Annotated in this window: 21 protein-coding genes; 6 read left to right on the top strand and 15 right to left on the bottom strand. The window is 69.4% G+C overall.

The features are described from left to right. Nucleotides 1-28: 28 nt before the first annotated feature. From ACH4G3_RS16325 to ACH4G3_RS16310, 4 genes are all read right to left on the bottom strand, one after another. Nucleotides 29-1,276 (bottom strand): CaiB/BaiF CoA transferase family protein, encoded by a 1,248-nt coding sequence (locus tag ACH4G3_RS16325; protein ID WP_397625080.1) that lies wholly within the window; start codon nt 1,274-1,276, stop codon nt 29-31. A gap of 59 nt (nt 1,277-1,335) precedes the next feature. Then, complete coding sequence (locus ACH4G3_RS16320; RefSeq protein ID WP_397625079.1) at nt 1,336-1,767, bottom strand: Zn-ribbon domain-containing OB-fold protein; 432 nt, start codon at nt 1,765-1,767, stop codon at nt 1,336-1,338. 498 nt (nt 1,768-2,265) lie between these two features. Further along, complete coding sequence (locus ACH4G3_RS16315; protein WP_397625078.1) at nt 2,266-2,763, bottom strand: SRPBCC family protein; 498 nt, start codon at nt 2,761-2,763, stop codon at nt 2,266-2,268. 108 nt (nt 2,764-2,871) lie between these two features. Continuing rightward, complete coding sequence (locus ACH4G3_RS16310; protein WP_397625077.1) at nt 2,872-3,687, bottom strand: SDR family NAD(P)-dependent oxidoreductase; 816 nt, start codon at nt 3,685-3,687, stop codon at nt 2,872-2,874. A gap of 62 nt (nt 3,688-3,749) precedes the next feature. On the opposite strand from ACH4G3_RS16310, the gene ACH4G3_RS16305 reads away from it, so the two are divergent. After that, nucleotides 3,750-4,373, top strand: a complete 624-nt coding sequence (locus ACH4G3_RS16305) for a TetR/AcrR family transcriptional regulator (protein ID WP_397625076.1) — start codon at nt 3,750-3,752, stop codon at nt 4,371-4,373. A 166-nt stretch (nt 4,374-4,539) separates the two neighbouring features. Here ACH4G3_RS16305 and ACH4G3_RS16300 read toward each other — a convergent pair whose 3' ends face one another. The 3 genes from ACH4G3_RS16300 to ACH4G3_RS16290 all read right to left on the bottom strand — a co-directional run bounded on the left by ACH4G3_RS16300 (nt 4,540) and on the right by ACH4G3_RS16290 (nt 6,389). Then, nucleotides 4,540-4,791 (bottom strand): 2Fe-2S iron-sulfur cluster-binding protein, encoded by a 252-nt coding sequence (locus tag ACH4G3_RS16300; protein ID WP_397625503.1) that lies wholly within the window; start codon nt 4,789-4,791, stop codon nt 4,540-4,542. Continuing rightward, on the bottom strand, nt 4,748-5,473 hold the full coding sequence (locus ACH4G3_RS16295; protein ID WP_397625502.1) for an FAD-binding oxidoreductase: 726 nt from the start codon (nt 5,471-5,473) through the stop codon (nt 4,748-4,750). The genes ACH4G3_RS16300 and ACH4G3_RS16295 overlap by 44 nt, the downstream gene beginning before the upstream one ends. A 115-nt stretch (nt 5,474-5,588) precedes the next feature. Next, nucleotides 5,589-6,389, bottom strand: a complete 801-nt coding sequence (locus ACH4G3_RS16290; protein WP_397625501.1) for a phytoene desaturase family protein — start codon at nt 6,387-6,389, stop codon at nt 5,589-5,591. A 364-nt stretch (nt 6,390-6,753) separates the two neighbouring features. Between ACH4G3_RS16290 and ACH4G3_RS16285 the strand changes: the two genes are divergently transcribed. Both ACH4G3_RS16285 and ACH4G3_RS16280 read left to right on the top strand, forming a co-directional pair. Continuing rightward, nucleotides 6,754-7,314, top strand: coding sequence for a PadR family transcriptional regulator (locus ACH4G3_RS16285; protein ID WP_397625075.1), 561 nt, complete (start codon nt 6,754-6,756; stop codon nt 7,312-7,314). Between the two features lie 285 nt (nt 7,315-7,599). Further along, nucleotides 7,600-8,790 (top strand): amidohydrolase family protein, encoded by a 1,191-nt coding sequence (locus ACH4G3_RS16280; RefSeq protein ID WP_397625074.1) that lies wholly within the window; start codon nt 7,600-7,602, stop codon nt 8,788-8,790. Between the two features lie 238 nt (nt 8,791-9,028). Here ACH4G3_RS16280 and ACH4G3_RS16275 read toward each other — a convergent pair whose 3' ends face one another. Continuing rightward, a complete protein-coding gene (locus ACH4G3_RS16275) occupies nt 9,029-9,496 on the bottom strand; it encodes a MarR family winged helix-turn-helix transcriptional regulator (protein WP_397625073.1) in 468 nt (155 codons plus the stop codon). Between the two features lie 107 nt (nt 9,497-9,603). Beyond that, complete coding sequence (locus ACH4G3_RS16270; protein WP_397625072.1) at nt 9,604-10,590, bottom strand: aldo/keto reductase; 987 nt, start codon at nt 10,588-10,590, stop codon at nt 9,604-9,606. A gap of 229 nt (nt 10,591-10,819) precedes the next feature. On the opposite strand from ACH4G3_RS16270, the gene ACH4G3_RS16265 reads away from it, so the two are divergent. Next, nucleotides 10,820-11,728 (top strand): helix-turn-helix domain-containing protein, encoded by a 909-nt coding sequence (locus tag ACH4G3_RS16265; protein ID WP_397625071.1) that lies wholly within the window; start codon nt 10,820-10,822, stop codon nt 11,726-11,728. 278 nt (nt 11,729-12,006) lie between these two features. On the opposite strand, the gene ACH4G3_RS16260 is transcribed toward ACH4G3_RS16265, so the two are convergent. From ACH4G3_RS16260 to ACH4G3_RS16235, 6 genes are all read right to left on the bottom strand, one after another. Further along, on the bottom strand, nt 12,007-13,809 hold the full coding sequence (locus tag ACH4G3_RS16260) for an RICIN domain-containing protein (protein ID WP_397625070.1): 1,803 nt from the start codon (nt 13,807-13,809) through the stop codon (nt 12,007-12,009). 21 nt (nt 13,810-13,830) lie between these two features. Beyond that, nucleotides 13,831-16,014 carry a beta-galactosidase gene (locus ACH4G3_RS16255; RefSeq protein WP_397625069.1) on the bottom strand — a complete coding sequence of 728 codons (2,184 nt, stop codon included), beginning with the start codon at nt 16,012-16,014 and terminating at the stop codon, nt 13,831-13,833. 47 nt (nt 16,015-16,061) lie between these two features. Beyond that, nucleotides 16,062-16,970, bottom strand: coding sequence for a carbohydrate ABC transporter permease (locus ACH4G3_RS16250; RefSeq protein WP_397625500.1), 909 nt, complete (start codon nt 16,968-16,970; stop codon nt 16,062-16,064). A 62-nt stretch (nt 16,971-17,032) separates the two neighbouring features. Further along, nucleotides 17,033-17,857, bottom strand: coding sequence for a carbohydrate ABC transporter permease (locus ACH4G3_RS16245; RefSeq protein ID WP_397625068.1), 825 nt, complete (start codon nt 17,855-17,857; stop codon nt 17,033-17,035). Between the two features lie 198 nt (nt 17,858-18,055). Next, the gene (locus tag ACH4G3_RS16240; RefSeq protein WP_397625067.1) at nt 18,056-19,447 is read right to left on the bottom strand and encodes an ABC transporter substrate-binding protein; all 1,392 of its coding nucleotides are present in this window, start codon (nt 19,445-19,447) and stop codon (nt 18,056-18,058) included. A 399-nt stretch (nt 19,448-19,846) separates the two neighbouring features. Beyond that, nucleotides 19,847-20,899 carry a LacI family DNA-binding transcriptional regulator gene (locus tag ACH4G3_RS16235; RefSeq protein ID WP_397625066.1) on the bottom strand — a complete coding sequence of 351 codons (1,053 nt, stop codon included), beginning with the start codon at nt 20,897-20,899 and terminating at the stop codon, nt 19,847-19,849. Between the two features lie 277 nt (nt 20,900-21,176). Between ACH4G3_RS16235 and ACH4G3_RS16230 the strand changes: the two genes are divergently transcribed. Together ACH4G3_RS16230 and ACH4G3_RS16225 are read left to right on the top strand one after the other, a co-directional pair. Then, nucleotides 21,177-21,317 carry a hypothetical protein gene (locus tag ACH4G3_RS16230; RefSeq protein WP_392037521.1) on the top strand — a complete coding sequence of 47 codons (141 nt, stop codon included), beginning with the start codon at nt 21,177-21,179 and terminating at the stop codon, nt 21,315-21,317. Between the two features lie 117 nt (nt 21,318-21,434). Beyond that, nucleotides 21,435-22,508 (top strand): TauD/TfdA family dioxygenase, encoded by a 1,074-nt coding sequence (locus ACH4G3_RS16225; protein ID WP_397625065.1) that lies wholly within the window; start codon nt 21,435-21,437, stop codon nt 22,506-22,508. Nucleotides 22,509-22,603: the final 95 nt, after the last annotated feature.

The raw sequence follows: 22,603 nt of genomic DNA, 5'->3' as shown, positions 1-22,603 counted from the left end.
GGGGTGCCGGTGTCGAGGCGGGGAACGGTCACGTGACCGATCCCCCTGGTTCGGTGGCGGAGTCGGAAAGACGGCCGAGGACGTCCGCGGTGTGCTGACCGAGGCGTGGCGGCGGCAGGCGGTACTGCGCGGGTGTGCCCCTCAGCGCGATGGGGCTCGCGACCTGACGGGAGGGCCTGCCCTCCGTTCCGTCGGCGGGTACGGCGGGGACGTCGACGATGCCGGGAAGGCCGAGCTTCGCCGCGAAGGCGAATGCCTCGTCGAGGGTGTTGACCGGTCCGGCGGGCACGCCCGCGGCCAGCAGGACGGCCGACCAGTGGTCGGCGCCGGCGACACCCAGCCGCTCGGTCAGCAGGTCCTTGAGTTCGGCGCGGTGGGCGACGCGGTCGGCGTTGGTGCGGAAGCGCTCGTCCAGCGCGAGACCGGGATCCCCGACGACCTCGGCGAGCGCCGCGAACTGCCGGTCGTTGCCCACCGCGATCGCGAGCGGACGATCGGCGGCCGGGAAGGTCTCGTACGGGGCGATGCTCGGATGCGCGTTGCCCAGGCGGCCCGGCACCACGCCGGCGACGGCGAACGCCGACGCCTGGTTGACCATGGCCGACAGCAGCGAGCCGAGCAGGTTCACCTCGACCAGTTGGCCCTCCCCGGTGGCATCCCGGTGCCGGAGGGCTGCCAGCACGCCCAGCGAGGCGTGCAGGCCGGTGATCACGTCGACGAGGGCCACACCGGCTTTCACCGGCTCCCCGGCCGCGTCTCCGGTCACACTCATCAGACCGCCGACGGCCTGCACGAGCAGGTCGTATCCGGGGATCGCCGCGCCCGCACCGCTGCCGAAGCCACTGATCGAGCAGTAGACCAACCCCGGGTGCCGGGCGCGCAGTTCGCGAGGGCCGAGTCCCAGCCGCTCCATCGTGCCGGGACGGAAGTTCTCCACCAGCACGTCGGACTCGGCGACCAGAGCACGGGCCTGTTCCAGACCGGCCTCGGTCGTGAGGTCCAGGACCACGGACTTCTTGTTCCGGTTCACGCTCAGGAAGTACGTAGAGGTGCCGTCGTGGTCCGCCGGCGGGTGCCAGGCCCTGGTCTCGTCCCCGGCGCCGGGCCTCTCCACCTTCACCACCTCAGCGCCGAGATCGGCGAGGAGCATCGTGGCGTAGGGCCCTGCGAGAACCCGGGAGAAGTCGGCGATGCGCAGCCCTTCCAGCGCACCGCGCCCCGCACCGTCGTGGCCGGTGCCGGCCCGTTCGTCCGGCGCGTCGTGATGGGTGCCCACGCACCCTCCTCTCTCGTCGTACCGGCCTTCGAACACCGCTCCGTCCGAGCCGTCAGCTCTCACCACCAGCGCTCCGAAGAAATCGCCGGGTGGGTGAGCTCGACGACGGGCAGGCCCTGACCCACAGAGGTGTCCGTCCGTACGACCCTCACCCTGGCGCCGATCCCGACCACGACCGGGGACGTCCCCGTGACCTGGCAGAGCAGATTGAAGCCCTCGTCCATCGCGACGAACCACGTGTGATGCGGAGCGTGGCCGGTGCGGCGGACGACGGCTCCGGCGCCCGCGCTGCACTCGCGTCGGAAGGCCGTGGATCCGCAGGCCCGGCAGAACGACCGGCGGTAGGCGGGGGTGCCGCACCAGAGGCACCGCTGGAAGAACAGTTCGTGGCCGGCCGCCGGTGCGGCCGGCACGGCGGGCGCGGTCGTGGTGGCGGCAGCCGCTTCGCGCTCACCGCACTCGGTGGTTTCACGGGTGTCCGTGTGGAGCATCACGACCTCCTGCGCTCAGTTCGATGACCGGAAAAAGGTGGACCGGAGAAGTGGTGTCAGGCATCCGGTCCGGCTCCCTCACCCTGACCCCGCTGAGGAGTGGCGGTCAACGACGAGCTGACGCATCTTTGTGCGCGGAAAACGTTCCGTTCATGGAGGTCAGAGACGGTTTCCCGGCGCTACTCTCGCTGTCGCCGCCGGCCGATGCCGCACAGGTGGGTGGGGACGTCGGCGAGAGCTTTACCGCGTCACGCCGGCCGACCGAGTCGGTGCGGATGCGCCGGGCGAGGGCGCGGGTGCTGGCATAGCAGATCTGGCCGTTGTTGGGCAGCGAGACGTCGGTGATCCGGCAGTGGCGATGTAGGCGTGGCGGACAGCGGGGGCGTGGGCGAGTCATCAGGGCCGGTTGCGGCTTCAGCGACCCCAGCGTCTGCCTAGTGGCTCGGAGCTTGCCCGCACGCTGCCGCGCCCACAAGTCGGGCCTGCGCGCCGGCTCAGCTATGGGGTGGGGACGGGGTGCTCGGCATCGAAATAGCGGCCGGTGTCGCGGAAGAAGCCGTGAAAGAGACGCTTGGTGAGTGGAGTCCCGACGCGGCCGATCGCGCTCGGGGTGATGCCGACGCGCCAGGTGAATCGGCAGCGGTGTGGCCCGTCGGGTTCGACCAGGTAGTCCTCGGCAGCGCTGACGAACAAGGGGAACCTGCCGTGAGTGAAGTAGAAGGAATGGCGGCGGCCTTCTTCCCAGGCGAAGAAGTACGCGTCATTGGCCATGGCACCCATGGCCACCGCCCGGCGAGTGGTGCCGGCACCGAAGGGCCGGGGCGATGTCCATCGGATTTTCAAGCCGCTGCACCAGTGGAGGGGTTCGTCGCTGACCAGTTCCGCCCAGACCGATGCGGCCGGCCGGCTGATGGACCAGGTGTGGACGAATCGCAGCGGTGCGTGGTCGAAGTAGGTCTCGTCGACCGGTTTGAGGGAGAACATCGGCAGGGCCATGACTAGCTCCGTTGAGGTCGTTGGGGCATGAGGCAGTTGAGGGATCGGCGGCGGCACACGCGCGCTCGACCGCGGACGGCGGTCCACCCGGCGAGAACGTCACCGATCTCACCGGCTCGCCGTGTGCCCCGCCTTGTCCGGGGCGGACAGCATCCGGGCGGTCAGGCGGATCAGCAGACCTGACGGGGCGATCCGGCCGAGGATCGTCATGGCTCGGTTGCCCAGGCCGGGGACGACGACGGGGCGGCCGCGGTCGAGCGCGCGCAGGCCGGCGTCGACGACCGGCCCGGGCTCGGCGAGCTTGCGGTAGATCGCGGTTTCGGAGACGTCCGCCTTCAGTGCGTCCGTGAAGCCGGTGCGTGTGGGGCCCGGGCACAGCGCGGTCACGGTGATCCCACTGCCCCGCGTCTCCTCCGCGAGGGCCTGGCTGAACGACAGGACGAATGCCTTCGCGCCGCCGTAGACAGCCTGGTAGGGCGCGGGCTGGAAAGCGATGGTCGAGGCGACGTTGAGGATCCGTCCCCGGCCGCGGGCACGCATGGCAGGCAGCAGCGCGTGCGCCAGCCGCACCACGGCCGTGACATCGACCGCGATCAAGGTGGACTCTCGCCACGCCGGCACCTCGGCGAACCGGCCGTATGTGCCGAAGCCGGCGTTGTTCACCAGTACGTCCACGTCCTTGTTCTTCAGCTGGGTCAGCAGCACCTCCAGGCCGTTTTCGGTGGCGAGGTCGGCCACGACCGTCTCGACCACCGCGCCGGGGGTGTGCCGCTTCACCTCCTCACGCGCGACGTCGAGGCGTGCGGCGTCGCGGCCGGTCAGGACCAGGGGGTGGCCACGCTCGGCCAGCCGTCGAGCGAACAGCGCCCCGAACCCGGACGAAGCCCCGGTGACCACCGCCCAGTCAGTCGATGTGATCGACATGTCACTCCTTCATTCGCGATGTTAATGCCTTTAACATAGAGGTCGATGTTAAAGTCGTCAACATGTCAGCACGCTCTGCATCCGCCGACCGCCCCGGGACCGGGAAATCAGCCCCCTATCACCACGGCGACCTCCGACGGGCGCTGACCGACGCCGCATTGGACCTGATCGGCGAGCGGGGACCGAGGGGCTTCACCCTGACCGAGGTCGCTCGGCGCGCGGGCGTGAGCACAGCCGCGCCCTACCGCCACTTCACCGACAAGGCCGACCTGCTGGCGACCGTGGCCGAGCTCGGCTTCCAGCGTCTGCACGACGCCCTCCGGGCCGCTCCAAACGGCCGCGACGGCCGCGACCACGTCATCGAGCTGGGGCGCGCCTACCTGCGCTGGGCACTCGACCACCCCGACTTCTACCTCGTGATGTTCGGCGCCGAGGTCAAGGGCGCCGACCACCCTGGCCTCGGCCGCGCCGCCGAGGACGCTTTCGACGTCCTGCTCAAGGCGGTCGACGCCGCCCGGGACGCCGGGGCGCTGCGGACCAAGGACAGCCGCGCACTCGCCGGCTCACTGTGGGCGCTGGTGCACGGAGCCGCCTCCCTCGACATCGGCGGCGACTTGCACGCCCACACCGATGTCACCTCCGAGGACCTCGTCGTGGAGACGATCACCGCGCTCACCGCCCCCTGACGCCTCACGAGCGACACGGTTCCTACGAGGCCGACCTTGGCGACCTGGTTGGCCGCCGCGTCGACCTGACGGTAGCTCAGCCGCGTTTCTCCGAGGATCAGGGCCTCGTGGTCGGGGCGGGCGCGTGCGGAGTCCTCGAGCAGGACGGACAGGTTCAGCACGGGGATCAGACCTCCAGCGTTACGTTGGTCAGCGGGTAGGAGACGCAGGAGTGCACGTAGCCGAAGCGTTCGTCGCACAGCCGTGGCCTGGCCTCCTCGGCCCGGTGGACCGTGCCCTCGGCAACCCGGACCCGGCACAGACCGCACTCGCCGGAGCGGCAGGCCACCTCCGGGCGGATGCCGTTGTCCTCCAGTGCGTCCAGGAGCCGGCGGTTACGCGGGGTGGAGAACGAGGCCGTCCCGCACGTGACCGTCACCTGCCCGTAGGGGTCGATGTCGCTCGGGGCCGCAGACATACACCCTGCGACCTCCCAGGGGGCCGAGCAGGGAACTGATCGTCTCAGCGGTGAGGAAGCCGGTCGCACCCTCCCACTCCGATGAGGGGTCGGTGATGACGTGATCGACCAGGATGAGGGGGTATTCGGCCGCCATGGTGTCGAGCTCTTCGCGGAAGATCACGTCGTCCGCGGTCCGCGAGCCGTACAGCAGGTGGAAGCGGAGGTCGAGGCCGCGGTCCACGATCTCGCGGATCATGCTCATCGCGGGCGCCACTCCGGAGCCCCCGGCCAGGAAGACGACGTCGTCGCCGTGGAAGAGGGGGTTGTGGTGGAAGGTGCCCATCGGGCCCGTCGTGGTGAGCTCCTGGCCCACCGCGAGTGAGTCGATGAGCAGGTTGCTCACCCAGCCGGCGGGGACGCGCCGGACAGTGATGTCGTAGTACGACCGTGTCGCGGTGGTCGAGAGATCGCGAACGGGCGGCTGGTCCCGTCGACGAACACGTTGACGTACTGCCCGGCCAGGAAGGGCGGCAGGTCGCCGCCTCGCTCGGTGGCGAGTCGGAACGTCGTGGCGGTGGAAGTTTCCTCGATGACCTCGGCGACGGTGAGACGGAGCCGCTCGGGGTGGTAGGTGTCGATGAGCTCGCGGGTGCGCGCCCAGTGGTCCGCGGTGTCCGGCGCGCGGGCGGCGAGTTCGGCTTCGACCTCGGCCGTCTCGTCGTACAGGGCGGTGAGCGGGCGCTTGTTCACGGTGCTTCCTCGGGAGGGAGGGAGAGTCAGGCGGCCTTGGCCCGCAACAGGCGGCGTGCCACTCGGGCGCCGGCTTCCAGGGACGGCTCGAAGCCGGCCATGCCCGTCCAGGTCCCGGCCACGTGCAGTCCCCGAACCCCGGTGGTGCGTTCGCTGTCCCGGTAGAGCCAGGTCTCGGTGCGGTCCTTGTCGTAGCCGTGGATGGCGCCACCGGGGTGGCCGAGGTAGCGGGCCATCGTGTGCGGCGTGGCGACGTCGACCTCCTCGATGGCGTTTCGGATGCCGGGGGCCATCAGTTGGGCCGTTTCGAGCAGCCTGTCGGCGTGGGCGAACTTCACCCGGTGGTAGTCGCTCGGCGGGACGCTGTCCCAGAGGTCCCTTCGCTGCAGTGTGAGCAGGCTGACGTGGGAGGCGCCGGCGAGGGAAAAGCCGATGGGGGCCACGTCGTAGCAGGTGATGGCGACGCCGAGAGGGTGGTCCAGGGAGTTCCAGTCGGCCAGGAGGTTGTCGTCGTCGAGCTCGCGGCTGATGAAGCCCGTGCTGGTGGTGAACCCCAGCTGCCACGGTGTGGCGTTGAGGCCCATGTGCAGGACGAAGGCCGATGTGCCGATGCGCCGGGTCGCGAGGTCGTCGCGGATGGACGCGGGCGCGTCGTCGAGCATCGCGTACGTCGTGGGAAGCGAGGCGTTGGAGACCACGTCGTTGGTGCCGATCTCGGTGCCGTCGTCGAGGCGGACCGCCGTCGCCCCGTGGGCGTCGGTGAGGATGCGGTCGACCGCGGTGTTGAACCGGACCTGGCCGCCGGCCTTGAGGAACGAGTCGAGGATCGCCGTCGACAGCGCCTGCGAGCCGCCCCCCGATGTGGGCCGCCTTGAATTCCATGTAGCCCCAGAACATCAGCGCGAAGTCCTGGAACGGGACTCGCGACGGGGGCAGCCCCAGACAGGTCCAGTAAGTGCCGAGCGGGCTCTTGAGTCCCGGCTCCTCGAAGTGCTGGTCGAGGACGTCCTTCAGGGTGCGCAGGCCATGGCGGAACAGATCTGGACGCGTTCGAGGCGATGCTCGCCGACGACGTGGTGTTCCGCAGCCCGATCATGACCAAGTGCGTTGGAGAGTACGGCGGCGGCCAGGACGCTGTCCGGGAGCATGCATAGTCAATTTTGCGAGTAGGGGATCGCCTATGCTGGGGCCATGGCGCTCCGCAACGCGATCTTGGCTGTGCTCCTCGATACAGAGGCTTCCGGTTACGACCTCGCCAAGTACTTCGACGCGTCCGTGGCCAACTTCTGGACCTCGACGCCCCAGCAGATCTACCGCGAGCTGGAGAAGATGGAGGCCCAGGGCTTGGTGTCGGCGCGCGTCATCCCACAGGAACGGCGGCCCAACAAACGGCTGTTCTCGCTGACCGAAGCCGGGCGGGCCGAGCTGCACGGCTTCACCGCCCGCCGACCTAAGCCGCTCGCCTACCGCGACGAGCTGCTGGTGCAGGTTCAGTCGCTCGAGGCAGGGGACGCCGAGGCGGTGCGCCGCGCGGTGCGGGACAAACAGGAAGCCGCAGAGACCAAGCTCAAGCGGTACGAACGCCTTCGGGACCGCATCCTCGCCGGGCGGACCGAGGCGGACTTCCTCGCAACGGCCGACCGGGTCGGCCCGTATCTCACCCTCGCGCGCGGCATCGCCTTCGAACAGGAGAATATCCGCTGGTGCGAGTTCGCCCTCGAGGTTTTCGACCGGCGGACCGGCCACGACTGAGCCCGCACTCCGGCCTCCGCAACCTGAGTGGGGCGGCCGACTACGGGGCGGGGTGATCCGCCGGGCCGACCGCGCGTATACAGCGCCCGGTGTGGGTTGACGCATCAACCTTAATCATCTTGCCCATATGGTTGATGCGTCAATGGGTATCAGCTGCATCATGGCCTCACCCGCGGCCCTTCCAGCCTGAACGACGACCCGATATTGGTTGACGCATCATCTTGTGCATGGTCTTCTAGGCCCGACTCCCCTCCCGTCCACAGCCGGCATCGCTTGGAGGTCATAGTGCCGCAGAGCGCCCCTCAGGCACTCAGAGCAGGGCATGTCTTCGACGGCGGCCAGGCCCGTGGGCCGGGCATCGTGCTCGTCGAGGACGGCCTGATACGAGACGTCGACCTGACCGGATCCGTGCCGCCGGAGCATGCCACCGTGACCGACTTCGGGCCGGACGCGTGGCTGCTTCCCGGACTGGTCGACGCGCACGTGCACCTGTGCTGGGACGCCGGTCCGGACGCGGTGGACCACGTCGCGAACGGCGACTCCGGCGCCCTCCTGGACACCGCTCGCGCCGCGGCCACGACCGCACTGCACACAGGCGTCACGACGGTCCGGGACCTGGGCGACCGCGACTACCTCGCCCTCGCGGTGCGCGATCAGATGCCACCCACCCAGCGTCCCGAGATCGTCGCCGCGGGCCCGCCGATCACCACCCGAGGCGGCCACTGCCACTTCCTCGGCGGCGAGGCCGAAGGAGCCGACGCACTGCGCGAGGCAGTACGCCGACGAGCCGAACGCGGCTGTGACGTGGTGAAGGTGATGGCCAGTGGCGGCAACATGACGCCCGGCTCCAGCCCCCTTACACGGCAGTACGGACTGGCCGAACTGCAGCTGATCGTCGAGGAGGCGCGCCGGCATGGGCTCTCCACGGCCGCGCACGTCCACGCGCCCGAGGCGATCGGGGACGTGCTCGACGCCGGCTTCGACACCCTCGAGCACTTCTCCTTCCTCACCGCCGACGGCGCAGGGCTGGAGCACGATCTGCTCGATCAGGTGGTGCGGCGAGGGACCTTCGTCAGTCTGACGTTGGGATACCTGCAGGGAGGGGAGCTTCCGTCGGCCCTGGCCGCCCGCATCGACGCCCTGACAGACGTCATGGCCAAAGTGGTCGCATCAGGCGCGCGGATCGTGGTGGGCACCGACGCGGGCATCGAGCCGGGCAAGCCTCACGACATCTTTCCCCATGCGCTCGCTCAGCTCGCCCAGTTGGGCATGCCGACTGCCAAGGTGTTGCGTTCTGCAACGGCGGAGGCCGCCGAAGCGGTCGGCCTCAAGGGACGCAAGGGCGTGCTGCGGCCCGGCGCGGACGCCGACCTGCTGGTGGTGGGCAGTTCACCCATCGCCGACCTCAGCGCGATCACCGACATCCGCGCGGTGTACCGGGCCGGCCACCGCCTGCCCCGGGACGACCGAGCCTGACCGCGCCTCGCCGCGACCTTCGTGCCCCATGCCGAAGGCACTCCTAGGTCTGCGACACCCATCGGGACATCGCACAGCGGCTCACCAAGACCCCGGCCGACGCAGGCGCCCGGCGCCCGTGCATGGCCGCGGCCGACGATGTTCCACCACATGACGATCTCTTCGCCGAACGGAGTGCCGCCGAGAAGGATCTTGCGCGCCGGACCGTCCGACTCGTCACCAGCGTCAGGGCGTCGACTCAGGACGAGTCTTCATCCAGCTTCGCGACCACACGCTCGGAGATCTGCCCCAACGTCCGCAGCTCAGCGGGAGTGACATGGTCGAGGAACAGCGAACGCACCGCCTCGACATGGAGCGGGGCGGCCGCCTCGATCGCCGCTCGCCCCGCGTCCGTGATCACCACGAACGCGCCGCGAGCGTCCTCGAGACATTCTTCCCGCACCACCAGCCCTCGTCCGGCCATCCGCGCGATGTGATGGGACATCCGGCTCTTCTCCCACTCCAGCGCCTTGGCCAGGTCCTGGTAACGCTGCCGCCCTTCCGGCACATCCGTGAGCTGGACCAACACAGCGAAGTCGGCCTCCGACAGCTTCGACTGCGTTTGCAACAAGCGCCCCAACCGGCCTCCGAGCTTCTCATGCAGACGGACAAAGCTCCGCCACGCGTGCTGCTCCTCCGGCGTCAACCACCGCGCTGTCTGTCCCATACAGAAAGTGTAAGCGTCGTTGATGGGTCACCTAGACGGGCGGCCTCGACCCCCTGTGGCGCGTTGGGCCGGGGTGACCGCCCCGGCCCAACCGTATGCCTGACCGGTCACCGACCGACAAAGCCCATGTGCAGCTCGTTGTAGCGGTCGCCGTGTACGCCGATGCGCGCCGCTGTCGCGTCGAGGTCAGCGACCTCGTCGGCGGTCAAGGCTACCTGGGTCGCGCCGGCGTTCTCCTCCACGCGCTCGACGCGGCGTGTGCCGGGAATCGGGGCGATCCACGGGTGCTGTGCGAGAAGCCAGGCCAGGGCGACCTGTCCGGGGCTGGCGCTCTTGGCCCGGGCCAGAGTGGCGACGTGGTCGACCAGTGCCTGGTTGGCGGCACGGTTCTCTTCCTCGAACCGGGGGATCGAGGCACGGATGTCGCCTTCGGCGAACGAGGTTGTGGTGTCGACGGTACCGGTGAGGAAGCCCTTGCCGAGCGGGCTGAACGGTACGAAGCCGATTCCGAGCTCGGCGAGTGTCGGCAGGACCTCGGGCTCGGGATCGCGGGTCCACAGGGAGTACTCGCTCTGGACCGCGGTCACGGGGTGGACCGCGTGGGCCTTGCGGATGGTCGACGCCGCCGCCTCCGACAGGCCGAAGTGGCGCACCTTGCCCGCCTGCACGAGTTCGGCGACCGCACCGGCGACGTCCTCGATGGGGACATCGGGGTCGACCCGGTGCTGGTAGAAGAGGTCGATCGTCTCGCTGCGCAGTCGGCGCAGGGAGGCGTCGGCGACCCGCTTGATCTGCTCCGGCCGACTGTCCAGCCCGGTGAACTTGCCTCCTTCGATGCGCCAGCCGAACTTCGTCGCGAGAACGACCTGGTCCCGCACGGGGGCGAGCGCTTCGCCCACGAGTTCTTCGTTGACGTAAGGGCCATAGACCTCGGCAGTGTCGAAGAACGTGATGCCGCGGTCGACGGCGGCGCGGATCACCCCGATCATGTCCTGCCGGTCTCCGGGATTCGGCCCGTAGCCCTGGGACATGCCCATGCATCCGAGGCCGATGGCCGAGACCTCCAGACCCTGACCGAGCGTGCGCGTGTGCATCCTGTGTCCTCTCGGAAGTAATGGTGTGGTGACCGGCGTCTTCGCACGTGCCACGCGGGGCGCTTTCGCGGCGTTCTGCGGCAATCAGCACAGAGCCCGGGCGTCCCCGCCTGCTGTCACAACCGATGGAACCGCAGCCCACGAGGATGTGGGAGGGTCGCTTGTTCCGTGTACTGGCAGTACACCCCTCATTGGTGTCCCTTACCACCGGCGCCGTAGCCTCGAAAGCGTGGACCAGAGCAGCGAGATCCGTGAGTTCCTCTGCACCCGGCGGGCGAAGATCACTCCCGAGCAGGCGGGGCTGCCGGCCATGGGCAGGCATCGGCGGGTGCCGGGTCTACGCCGCGAGGAGGTCGCCCTCCTCGCCGGGATCAGCGTCGAGTACTACGCCCGTCTGGAACGCGGCAAGCTCCAGGGCGCCTCCGACGCCGTCCTGGACGCCGTCGCCCGCGCGCTCCGGCTCGACGAGGCCGAACAGGCTCACCTGCGCGATCTGGCCCGCACGGCCCACACCGGCGCCGCCCGCCGCGTACCGCGCCGCGGCCGACCCCAGCCCCTGCGGCCCACCCTCCAGTACCTGCTCGACGCCATGACCGAGGCCCCCGCCTTCATCCGCAACGGCCGCCTGGACATCCTCGCCATCAACCGCCTCGGACGCGCTCTGTACGCCCCAGCCCTCACCGGCAGTGCCCACCCGGCCAACCTCGCCCGGTTCCGTTTCCTCGACCCGGCCGCCGCAGACTTCTACGCCGACCCGGACAACACCGCGCACAGTACCGTCGCCCTTCTGCGCACTGAGGTCGGCCGCGACCCCCACAACGATGACCTGACCGACCTGATCGACGAACTGTCCACCCGCAGTGAGGATTTCCGCACCCTGTGGGCAACCCACGACGTACGCCTGCACCGCACCGGCGCCAAGACCTTCCACCATCCGGCCGTCGGCCCTCTCCGCCTCGCCTACGAGGCCATGCCGCTGCCCACCGACCCGGGCCTGACCCTCACCGCCTACACCGCCGAGCCCGGCACCGCCTCCCACGAGAGCCTGAACCTTCTCGCCAGTTGGGGCGCCGCGCTCGACCTTCCCGATCTGCCCGGCCCCGGGGCGGCACCCACGATGCGGACGCGCACCGCATAGCGGCCCGTGTCGGACGGTGCGGTTCGTGGCACCCGCACTCGTCGTCGCCCATGGGGAGAGAGAAACGCGGGCCGCCGCCTCCGTCGTGACGTGGCCGACGTCCACCACACCCGAGTGGGCATCCGCGGGTGCAACAGGGGAACCGGCGGTTGGTGCGGCAGCCACACCATCGGCGCCGACGAGGGGCCTGGCAGCGCAGACCAGGCCCCGGGTGCAAGCGGGGTGACGCCGGGCCATCGCCTGCAGCCCTGACGGCGTGGGCGCCGCGGGAAGGGTGCCTACTGGACGAGCTCCCAGTCCTGGGAGCCGTCCGTGAGCGCGGTCTGCAGGGTCAGCTGCGCCCCGGCGGTCGCTCCGGTCAGGTACAGGCTCGTGTTCTTGACCGACTGCAGCTTGTAGAACCCGTCGCTGGTCTTGACGAGGTTCCAGCTGCCCGTCTTGCTGTTGTCGACCCACTGGCCGATCTTCTGACCGGCCGTGGCGTTGCCGGTCCAGATGGCCGCCGCGCGGCCGCCGGATTTGTTCAGCAGGCTCACGCCGCCGTTCGGCTCGGTCGTCACGTGCCAGTACTGGGTGGCCGCGTTCGCAGCCGAGCCCGGGGCCTCGAGCCGGACGTCGGGAACGTCCCCGTTGCCGATGTTGGCGTCGTTGGTCTTGTTGCCGGTGCCGATCACCTGGTCGGTCTTGCGGTTCACCAGCTGGTAGTAGGCGCCGTCCGAGTGGCCGAGGTCGACCTCGGCGTAGGCGATCGTGGACGTGCCCTGGTTGTTGAGGATCGCTATGCGGCCGGTGCCGTCGACGTACTGCAGGTTGCGGCTGTAGCCGGCCTGCGAGGTGGTCTGGTACTCCTTCCACGTACCGTCGCTGCGTCCGCTCTCGTTGACCCAGACGTTGCCGCTGCCCGCCGCGTTGTAGACCAGGCGCCCCCCGGGAAGCCTGATGATCACCGGGCTGCCGCCCATCGCGAGTGCGCGCGAACCGGAGTCGAGCGGCAGGGAGTTGACCCCGGTGCCGGTGGGCGAGCCGGTGTAGAACTTCAGCGGGTCGTCGGCGATCCGGTAGCGGGTGTTGGCCCCGCCGCCCCAGTACTCGTAGGTGATCATCCACTTGCCGTCGGTCGTGCGGACGACGTTCGTCATGCCCGGCCGTCCGCCACCGATCTCGGTCTTGCCACCGCCCATGTCCTGGGTCAGGCCGGCGATGTCGACGACGGGAGCGCTCCACTGCGCACTCCGGCCGTCCCACGTCTTGTGGACGAGGATCTGGCCCATCGAGTCCTTGGCGGTGTCGTTGCCGGGGTCCAGGGTCGGGACGCCAGTGGTCGCGTTGAAGCCGATGTAGTCGTTCTCGTCGGAGTAGTAGCAGACGAGCTTGCCCTTGTGGACCATCAGGTACGGCTCCCAGAGGGGGTCCACCTGCTGGTTCGTGTTGGCGTTGGCGAAGGTGCCGAGCGCGCCCGCGCTGCCGCCCTGCCAGCCGCCGGTCGCGACGACGTTGAGGACCTTCCAGGTCGCGCCGTCGTCGGTGCTGGAGTACAGGGCGATCGCCAGGTCCTTGCGGTCGCCGTCGTTGGACGGGACCCAATTGGGGTCGGCGGCCTTGTGCTCCTTGTAGTAGTAGTCGTCGCCCGACACGACGCTGGCGAGGAGGAGTGTGCCCTGCTTCAGGTTCCCGACGTCCTGCGGAAGCACGTAGAGATAGGGGTTGGTCCAGTTGCTCGTGTACTTCGCGTACTGGGGGTCGCTGGAGAGGTAGGCCGGAGCCTTGACCTGCGACAGCGGCTGCCACGTCGTTCCGTGGTCGTCGCTCTTGTAGACCGGCAGGGTCTGCTTGTCGGCGCTTCCCGTCTCCGTCACGACCGTGGACTTCTCGAACGACGCCACCAGACGGCCGCTCGGCAGTTCGGCCGACTTCGGGTAGACCGCGCAGTTGAACCGCCCCTTCAGGCACGGCTCGCTGCCGAGCTGGTACATGGTCCCGCCCGTCGGGTCGTACGCCTGCGCCCCGCTCATCGGTATCGCGAGGATCGCGGATGTCGCCGCGAAGGTTCCGAAAGCTCGTCCAAGCCTTCTTCTCTGCATGGCCCCTCCTCAGGGGATGGATCAGGATTGGTCGGTTGCATCGGGGGCCGGCGCCGGGTCGGCGTCGGTGGAGGCGAGGACGCGTACGTCCCAGGCCCCGAGGTCCAGCGGCGAGCCCGCGAGGATGGAGGTGCCCGTCAGGGCGTCGGAGAGGTTGACCGGTGCGGGGACGCTCACGGGCTCCCAGCTCCAGTTGTGAACGATGTGGACGCGGCGGCCGTCGGGCGAGGTGCCGGTGGTCGCCGTGACGGACGCGGGAAGGTCGCGCCACCCGCTGCGCGCGGCCGGGGCCAGCCACGCCGCCAGGGTCCGGGCGAGATCGCGGCCCGGCACCGTGCCGACGCAGGTGACGCGGCCCTCGCCGTGGCGGCGGGTGGTGACCGCCGGCCAGTGGCCGAAGTGCGGGTGCTCGTAACCCGCGAGAACCTCGGCGTCGACGACCGCGAGGCCCTCGATCCACTGTGTCGCCGTCGCGTCCGCAGGAACCTCCAGCGGGCTGCCGGGCACGGCGCGGACCGGGACCTCGCCCGAGAGGTTGCTGAACTCGTCGTACCGCACGCCCGCGGCGGGGACGAGGCGTCCGGGTGCCGGCTCGTGGCGGGCGCGTGCCTCGTGGTCGGCGTAGGCGGTGCGCGGGCCGAGCACCAGGTGGCCACCCGCCCGGGCGTAGGCCTCCAGCCAGTCGAGCGTGGTGTCGTCGACGATGTACAGGGCCGGGGCGACCAGGACCGGGTGGCGCTCCACGGCCTCTTCCGGCGTCATCCCCTCCCGGTTGCCGCGCGGGTCATGCAGCTGGCGGGCGTGGACGATGCGCACCTGGCGGCCCGCGTCGAAGGCGCCACGGTAGAAGGGGTCGAAGAACCGGTGGTACGCAGCGGCGTCCGGTTCGCCGTCCGCGGTCGCGAGCGGCGGGTACTTCTGCATCAGCCACTTGCTCGGCATCGAGTAGACCATCGTGATGTCGGCGTCCGGCTCCAGCCCGGCGACGAGCGGCCCGGCGGCCTCGAACTCCGCGCCGAGACGGGCGATTTCGGCGTAGGTCCGGCCGGGCTGCCCGCTGTGCGGCAGGACGCCGCCCCAGTAGGTCTCCGCGCCGAAGCGCAGCGTCTGCCACTGCCAGTACTCGATCATCCGCGCCCCGCGCGCGACGTGCGCCCAGGCGGCCTGCCGCCACTGGCCGTCGTAGCCGGGCCGGTTGTCCCACGCGAAACCGATGCTCTGGGCGTTGGTCTCGGTGACCAGGAACGGCTCCTGGCGGGAGGAGAACATCCAGTCGGCGGTCTGGTACATCGACCACACCCCGGTGGTCTTCCACTTCTGCTCGTGGGTATCGGGCGTGGGGTCGGGCAGCAGCAGGCCGTCCTGCATGTCGTAGTACGGATTGCCGGAGGCGATGTCGAGGCGGTCGGTCAGCTCGTCGTCCTCCACCCCTTGGCGGGTGTAGGAGATGCACGTGGTGACGAACTGCTCGGGCCGGGCGTACTCCCGGACGATGTCGGCCTGCCAGCCGATGAACTCCGTTACCTGCCGGGCCTGGAACTCCCGCCATGCGACGTCGTACTGGGGCTGCGCGTTGCCGTCCGGCGTCCACAGGTCGGCCCAGGTCGACAGACGGTGCGACCAGTAGACCAGGCCCCACTCCCGGTTCAGGGTCTCGACGTCGCCGTACTTCTCCCGCAGGTGGTCCACGAAGCGCTGGAAGACACCGCGGTTGTGGAAGAGGTGCAGGCCCGGCTCGTTGTCCACCTGCCAGCCGATGACCGCCGGGTGGTCGGCGTACCGGGCCACCATCTTGCGGATCACCCGCTCGGCGTGGAACCGGAACGCGGGGTGGGTGAAGTCGATCTCCTGGCGGGCGCCCCAGCCGAGGCGCTGCCCGGTGGCGGACTCGGCGGTGATCTCCGGGTACTGGCGGGCCAGCCACGGCGGCGCGGCGTACGTCGGTGTGCCGATGATGACGGAGATGCCGCGCTCGTGGGCGCCGTCGAGTACGGGCTGGAGCCAGTCGAGGTCGAAGCGGCCGCTCGTAGGCTCCCAGGTCGACCAGACCGACTCCCCCACCCGGATCACGGTGAAGTTCGCCTCGGCCATCAGGTCGAGGTCGGTCTTCAGCCGTTCGTCGGGCCGCAGCTCGGGATCATAGGCGGGCGTGTACTCGTGGTAGTACGCGGCGCCGAAGAGGACGCGGGCAGGCAGAGCCGCCATGAAGGGAAACCTCCGAGGAACAGGGGTGGATATGAGGAAGGCGCGGGCTACTGCTTGACGCCGCCGGAAGCCAGGCCGCTCTGCCAGTAACGCTGGAGCAGCAGGAAGGCCACGACGAGCGGGATGATCGAGATCAGGGAGCCGGTCACCACCAGGGCGAGCATGTCGCTGCTGGCACCGGCTCCGCCGTTCTGGGCCTGCGCGGCCCACGAGGAGAGTCCGACGGTGATCGGGTACAGATCGGGGTCGTTGAGCATGATCAGCGGCAGGAAGTAGTTGTTCCAGGTCGCCACGAGAGTGAACAGCAGGACCGTCACCAGACCGGGGCCGAGCAGCCTGAGAACGATCCGGAAGAAGATCCGGACCTCGCCGGCCCCATCGATGCGGGCGGCCTCCAGGATGCTGTCGGGTACGGCGTCCTCGGCGTAGACGCGCATGAGGTAGAGGCCGAACGGATTGACCAGTGAGGGCAGGATGACGGCCCACGGCGTGTTGACCAGGCCCGCCTGCGCGAAGAGCAGGTAGGTGGGGATCGCCAGAGCGGTGGTCGGCACCATGACGGCGCCCACGACGAGGTTGAAGGCAGCCCGGTCGCCGCGGAAGCGGAACTTGGCGAACCCGTACCCGCCGGCCGCCGCGAGCAGCGCGGCCCCGACAGCGCTGACCCCCGCGTACACGGCCGTGTTGAGCAGCCAGTGCACGAAGACCCCGTCGTCCTGGGTGAAGGTCTCCGTGACGTTCGTCAGCAACTGCGGGGCGTGCGAGAACCACAGACCGAAGGTGTTGAACAGGTCCTGGGTGCTCTTGGTCGAGGCGACCAGCAGCCACAGCAGCGGCAGGAGGAAGTAGGCGAGGGCGGCCAGCATGGCGATCGTCAGCGGAGTGCTGCGGCGGGCCCTGCGGCGGCGGTGCCTTCTCGGCGGCACGGTGGGAGCCTGCTCCGAGGTCAACGTGATCGACGCCTTCGGGGACGGGGGCGCTCCCTGTGCAAGCGTGGCCGAGGACTTGGGGGAGGTCGTCACGAAGTCCTCCTGCGGTTCGCGGTGAGCAGGACGGCGTAGGAGGCGATCACGATGACGAGGCCGAGAAGGAAGGACACCGTGGCCGCGTAGTTGACCTGCTGGCCGGTGAAGGCGAGTGAGTAGGCGTAGAGGTTCGCCGTGTAGGAACTGCTGATCACGTCCGGGGCGATGCTCATCAGCAGCTTCGGTTCGTTGAACAGCTGGAAGCTGCCGATCACGGAGAACAGCAGGGTGAGCAGGAGCGTCGGCCGCAGTGCCGGCAGCTTGATGGACCGGGCGACGCGCCAGGCTCCGGCTCCGTCCATCGCGGCCGCCTCGTACAGCTCCTGCGGGATGGTGCGCAGGGCGGCGTACATGATGATCATGTTGTAGCCGACGAACTCCCAGGTCACGATGTTCGCGAGGCTGCCCAGCATCCAGCCGTCGCTGAGGAAGTGCGGAACCGGCAGGTCGAGATTCCGGCTCAGCTGGGCGAACGGGCCGAAGTCCGGGCCGTACAGGTAGCCCCACATCAGCGCGGCGACCACGCTCGGGACGGCGTACGGGATGAAGATGCCCAGCCGGATCACACGTGCGAGCCGCAGCAGGCCGCTGTCGAGCGCGAGAGCGAACAGCAGCGCCAGCAACAACATCACGGGCACCTGGATCACGAAGAACAGCGCGACGCGACCGACACCGTGGATGAGTTGGGGATCGCCGAGGGCCTGGACGTAGTTGTCGAGGCCGACGAACACCGTCCCGCCGATCAGACGCTCCTGGTAGAGGCTGAGATAGGCGGCGTAGCCGAGGGGAGCCAGGAAGAGCAGGAGGAACAGCACCATGAAGGGTGCGACGAACAGGGGCCCTGCCGACCGGCGGTGGCGCCTGCCGCCACGCCGGGGGCGTGTCGGCCCGTCTCGGCGCCGGCCTTTGAGGGAGGCCGCGGTTGTGGCAGTCATCTTCGGGCCTTTCTGACGGGATGGGTTCAAGGTGACGGGACGGGTGGGCCCCACGCCGCCGCGCGGGACCCGACGAACAGGTCACGACGTCGTGACGGTGAAGCCCTGCTTCTTGGCGTACGTCGTGAGCCGCGACTGCCAGGTGCCGAGGGCGCGGACGGTGTCGGTCTTGCCGGCGAGTGACTTGCCGACGGTCTCGGTCCAGTCGGTCGCCGCCTGGTCGAGGAACGGCGGCCACTGGAAACGGGAGTTGACCGTGGAGCTGATGTCGGCGAAGACCTGGTTGACCTTCTGGCCCCCGTAGAAGGACGGCGCGTCGGCCACGAACGCAGGGTCCGAGAGCAGCGCCTTGGTCGCCGGGAAGAAGAACTGCTCGGTGGCGAACATCTTCGCGCTGGCCGGGTCGCCGTTGAGGAACTGGGCGAACATCGCAGCCGCGATCGGGTTCTTGGTGTTCTTGATGACGGCGGTAGTAGAACCGCCCCAGTTGCCCGACGTCGGCTTGGCGGCGTCCCACTGCGGCAGCGGAGCCGCCCGCCACTTGCCCGCGGTGGCCTTGGCCGATCCCGAGAGGAACGCCGGTCCCCACGCGGCGGTGATCCAGGTGGCGTACTTGCCCTTGTTGAGCGCGGCGTACCAGGAGTCGGCGAAGTCGGGCTCGGTGCCGATGACCCCTTCCTTCGCCAGGCCTCCCCAGTACGCGCCGAGCTTCCGGGAGACGGGGGCATCGACGTCGATGGTGATGTCGCCCTTGCCCGAGGTCGCATACGGCTTGGCGCCCGCCTGCCAGAGCAGACCGTGCCAGGCGGCGGCCTCGTTGGCCGCCAGGTTCGTCAGATAGACGTCCGGATCGGCCTTGTGGAGTTGGCGAGCCGCGGCCGCGAACTCGTCCCAGGTCTCGGGCACCTTGATGCCGTGCTTGTCGAAGATGTCCTTCCGGTAGAGCATGCCCATCGGGCCGGTGTCCTGGGGTATCGCCCAGATCTCACCGTTGCTGCCGCTGACCTGCGCCCACGTCCAGTCGACGAACGTGTCCTTGAGCGCCGTGGCACCGTAGGGGCGCAGGTCGAGCAGGCTGTCCGTGATCGTGAACGTCGGGATCGCCTGGTACTCGATCTGCACGGCGTCCGGGGCGCCGCTGCCCGCCTTGAGCGCGGTGCGCAGCTTCGTGTAGTGGGCCACTCCCTGGCCGGAGTTGACGGCCTTGACCTTGATGGCCGGGTACTTCGCCTCGAAGAGCGCGATCTCCTTGTCGATGTTCGGGACCCAGGTCCAGAACGTCAGCTCGGTGGGCGTCTTCATCGCCTTGTCGATGTCGGCCTGGCTGACCGGCTTGGCGGAGGCGCCGCCGCTGGTGTCGTCTCCGCCGCCGCAGGCGGACAGTGTGGTCGCGAGCGTCACGGCTCCGGTCGCGGCGAGGAAGCCGCGGCGGCTCAGGGCGGCCGAGGACGGGGTTGTGAAGTATCTGGGCATGGGAACTCCGCGAAAGGGCGTAGAGGATCGGCGCGCCGGGCGACGGCGTGCTGTGTGGTGCGCCGCGTGGGTACGGGCGTGAGGTGCGGGGCGAGACCGTGCGGTGAAGGTGTCCGCGCGGATTCCGGTCGAGCGCGCCACGCTCCTTGACTGAAAGCGGGGCGCGCCGGTGAAGGCCAAGAGCGGGCGTAGGCCTGGGCGACGGTCGACTCAAGTGGAGGCGTCCGGGCCGCGGCGATGGTTCGTGGATGAGCGACGATCAGGTGCGGGCCGGTCGGCTCGGGCGCTCAACCGCGGGCGTCGAAGCGGGTAGCACGGGTGGACGAGCTGTGGGTGGGCGGACCTCCCATCAGGATCGGGGACTGGGGTCTTGCAGAGTGGGGCCGTGGTCCGCCGGAGTTACGGGGTCGTCCGGTTCGGCGGGGGTGCGGTCGACTCACGGACGACGAGGTTGACAGGCGGCTCGTGTACCGGAATCGGGTCCGCATCAGGGTGCTCGATGGCGTGCACGAGCCGCTTGAGGCCGTCCTGCGCCGTCGCGTCGAACGGTTGCCGCACGGTCGTCAGGGGAGGAGAGACATACGCGGCGACCGGGATGTCGTCGAGACCGACGACACTGACGTCCTCCGGTACGCGCCGGCCGGCTTCCAGCAGCCCGCGGATCAGACCTATGGCCATGTCGTCGTTGGCGGCGAAGACGGCCGTCACGCTGTCGTCGAGGGCCAGTCGGCGGCCGGCCGCGTAGCCGGAGGCGGCCGACCAGTCGCCCGCGATGACAGGCGGTTCGCGTCTGCCGTGCGCGGCCAGCGTCGCCCTCCATCCCTCGAGGCGGTCCCTCGCTGCGTACCAACGTTGGGGCCCGGCGAGGTGGTGGACGGTTGGGTGTCCCAGTTCGAGCAGGTGTTCCGTGACAGCCCGTGCCAGCTGGTGAGAGACGAGCCCAGCGGTCACCACCCGAGGGGCCGCGAACGGCGGTGGCGCGCCAAGGACCAGTACCGGCACGTCGACGCGGACGGAGAGGTCGTCGTCGCCCACCTCGTCGATCGGCTCGGAGATGACGATGCCGTCCACGCCCTGGTCGAGGAGCGAGTCGACGGCACCGGCGATGCCCGCGGCGTCACCCTCCATCGTGTTGACCACGCGGAGCGCGTAACCGGTGTCCCGGACGGCGCGCTCGACGCCCATGAGCAGCGAGGCCGGCCCGTACAGGGCCGTTCCGAGCGTCACCACTCCGATGGACCGGGTCCGCCCGGAGGCCAGCGCCCGGGCCGCATGGTTCAGCCGGTACCCGAGTTCGTCGGCAGCTTCCAGAACGCGTCGGCGCACGCCGTCGGAGACGTACTGCTCACCGTTCATGACCCGAGACACCGTCTTCTGCGAGACGCCCGCCAGATTCGCCACATCGATGCTGCGCGGTGCGGCACCGGCGCTGCGGCCTGCCAGTCCTGCCATGGGTGTCTCCCTGATCTCCGGCAGTTGGCAAAGAGGTCAGTTCTCGTATGACTGCGCTGCCATGACTGCGCTGTCATATCTACGCAGTGAGAGGGGACGCGTCAAGGGTTTGCGCAGCATCTCTCTCATCCCGGGGCCCGGCGCCGGGGCGATCGCGCAAGCAGGGCCGACCACCCACGACATGCGACGTACTGCATGGCGAGACGGCGTCACGTCCATTGACGACGAATCGGCCCTCCCCTATGGTGGGGGCACTTCTCGAAAGGACGGGACCAGCATGAGGACAGTCGCCCTGATCGGCGTTCTGCTCGTGTCGTGCGCTGGCCGCCGGACCTATGACGAGCCGCTCAGCTACTTCCCGCCCAGGGAAGGACTGCGCCCCGGTACGGCCGCCGGCGAGCCTCAGACCCCGTTCTGAGTGTTCCGGGTGCCGTTCGTCGCCGAGCGACGAACGCCCGCCGCACCGAAACCTTCGTCGTCCGTCGGGTCTTCGCCCACGGGCTTTTTCACCGCGTTTTTCGAGGAGCGCATCATCATGACCACCTCTGTCGGCCTTCAGCCGATCTCCGGACCGTCCGCCTGGCGCGGCGACGAGCTGTCGACGTCCACCGAATGGATCTACGCGCTCAGCGATGCCGAGCGCGCCGAGCTTGAGGCACTGGGACGGCGCTTCGTCGCCGAGGACCCCGACCTGCGCACCGTCACCGCCGCCGACTACCCGTTCGACGCCTGTCGCGCCCTCAACGACGAGTGCGCCGCCCAGATGGACGCGGGACGCGGCTTCGTCCTGGTGCGCGGCCTGCGCATCGAGGAGTACGGCGACGCCATGGCCGCGGCCATCTTCTTCATCATGGGCCTGCACCTCGGCCAGCCGATCGGGCAGAACCAGCGAGGGGACCTGCTCGACCACGTGATCGCCACGTCGAACAAGACCCTGTCCGACGAGGGGGCGCTGCCCTCTCGCGTACGGGACCGGCTGCCGTTCCACTCCGACAGCTCCGACGTCGTCGCCCTCATGTGCCTGCGCGGCGCCAAGGAGGGCGGAGCCTCCAGCCTGGTGAGCGGCACCACGATCTACAACGAGATGCTGCGCCTCCGGCCGGACCTCGCCCCCCGGCTCTTCGACACCTACCACTGGGACTGGCGGCGCCAGGACCCCGACTCCCCGGAACTGACGTACACCTCGCCGATCATCAGCTACGTCGACGGCGTCTTCAGCACCTACGCCGGCAGCTCGATGATCTTCAGCGCCCAGGAGTATCCCGGTGTCCCGCAACTGACGCCCGACCAGGTCGCGGCCATCACCCTCTTCGAGGAGATCTCGCAGGAACCCGGCCTGCCGATCGACATGGACTTCCAGCCGGGGGACGTGCAGTGGCTGCTCAACTACGCCGCGCTGCACTCGCGCACCAGCTACGTCGACCACCCGGAGCCGGAGCGTCGTCGGCACCTGCTGCGCCTGTGGCTCAAGCGGGACGTCGGCCGCCCGTTGGCTCCCCGGTTCGGCAAGCACGTCGTCGAAATGGGTGAGCCCACGAAACCGCTGGTGTCCGGCGGCCGGTTCCGCATCGCCGACGCCGTCGCCGTGAACGACGACTGGGGAGTGTGACACCGCCAGTTCGCAGGACTCCCCACCGCCGCAGCCATGCCGACGCATGGCTGCGGCGGCTGTCTGTCCGGGCGAAGAAATCCGCCACGCATGCC

This window comes from Streptomyces afghaniensis (genome assembly GCF_044327915.1).
GTDB lineage: Bacteria > Actinomycetota > Actinomycetes > Streptomycetales > Streptomycetaceae > Streptomyces > Streptomyces afghaniensis.
Note: the sequence above shows the minus strand (reverse complement) of the source record. Positions and strands in the feature narration are given on the sequence as shown.

Excerpts from the sequence above, each read along its gene's own strand:
- ACH4G3_RS16245 (WP_397625068.1), bottom strand. The coding sequence starts at position 17,857 with ATGGTGCTGTTCCTCCTGCTCTTCCTGGCTCCCCTCGGCTACGCCGCC.
- ACH4G3_RS16240 (WP_397625067.1), bottom strand. The coding sequence starts at position 19,447 with ATGCCCAGATACTTCACAACCCCGTCCTCGGCCGCCCTGAGCCGCCGC.
- ACH4G3_RS16275 (WP_397625073.1), bottom strand. The coding sequence starts at position 9,496 with ATGGGACAGACAGCGCGGTGGTTGACGCCGGAGGAGCAGCACGCGTGG.
- ACH4G3_RS16225 (WP_397625065.1), top strand. The coding sequence starts at position 21,435 with ATGACCACCTCTGTCGGCCTTCAGCCGATCTCCGGACCGTCCGCCTGG.
- ACH4G3_RS16310 (WP_397625077.1), bottom strand. The coding sequence starts at position 3,687 with ATGTCGATCACATCGACTGACTGGGCGGTGGTCACCGGGGCTTCGTCC.
- ACH4G3_RS16235 (WP_397625066.1), bottom strand. The coding sequence starts at position 20,899 with ATGGCAGGACTGGCAGGCCGCAGCGCCGGTGCCGCACCGCGCAGCATC.
- ACH4G3_RS16285 (WP_397625075.1), top strand. The coding sequence starts at position 6,754 with ATGGCGCTCCGCAACGCGATCTTGGCTGTGCTCCTCGATACAGAGGCT.
- ACH4G3_RS16260 (WP_397625070.1), bottom strand. The coding sequence starts at position 13,809 with ATGCAGAGAAGAAGGCTTGGACGAGCTTTCGGAACCTTCGCGGCGACA.
- ACH4G3_RS16305 (WP_397625076.1), top strand. The coding sequence starts at position 3,750 with ATGTCAGCACGCTCTGCATCCGCCGACCGCCCCGGGACCGGGAAATCA.
- ACH4G3_RS16255 (WP_397625069.1), bottom strand. The coding sequence starts at position 16,014 with ATGGCGGCTCTGCCTGCCCGCGTCCTCTTCGGCGCCGCGTACTACCAC.
- ACH4G3_RS16270 (WP_397625072.1), bottom strand. The coding sequence starts at position 10,590 with ATGCACACGCGCACGCTCGGTCAGGGTCTGGAGGTCTCGGCCATCGGC.
- ACH4G3_RS16315 (WP_397625078.1), bottom strand. The coding sequence starts at position 2,763 with ATGGCCCTGCCGATGTTCTCCCTCAAACCGGTCGACGAGACCTACTTC.
- ACH4G3_RS16230 (WP_392037521.1), top strand. The coding sequence starts at position 21,177 with ATGAGGACAGTCGCCCTGATCGGCGTTCTGCTCGTGTCGTGCGCTGGC.
- ACH4G3_RS16320 (WP_397625079.1), bottom strand. The coding sequence starts at position 1,767 with ATGCTCCACACGGACACCCGTGAAACCACCGAGTGCGGTGAGCGCGAA.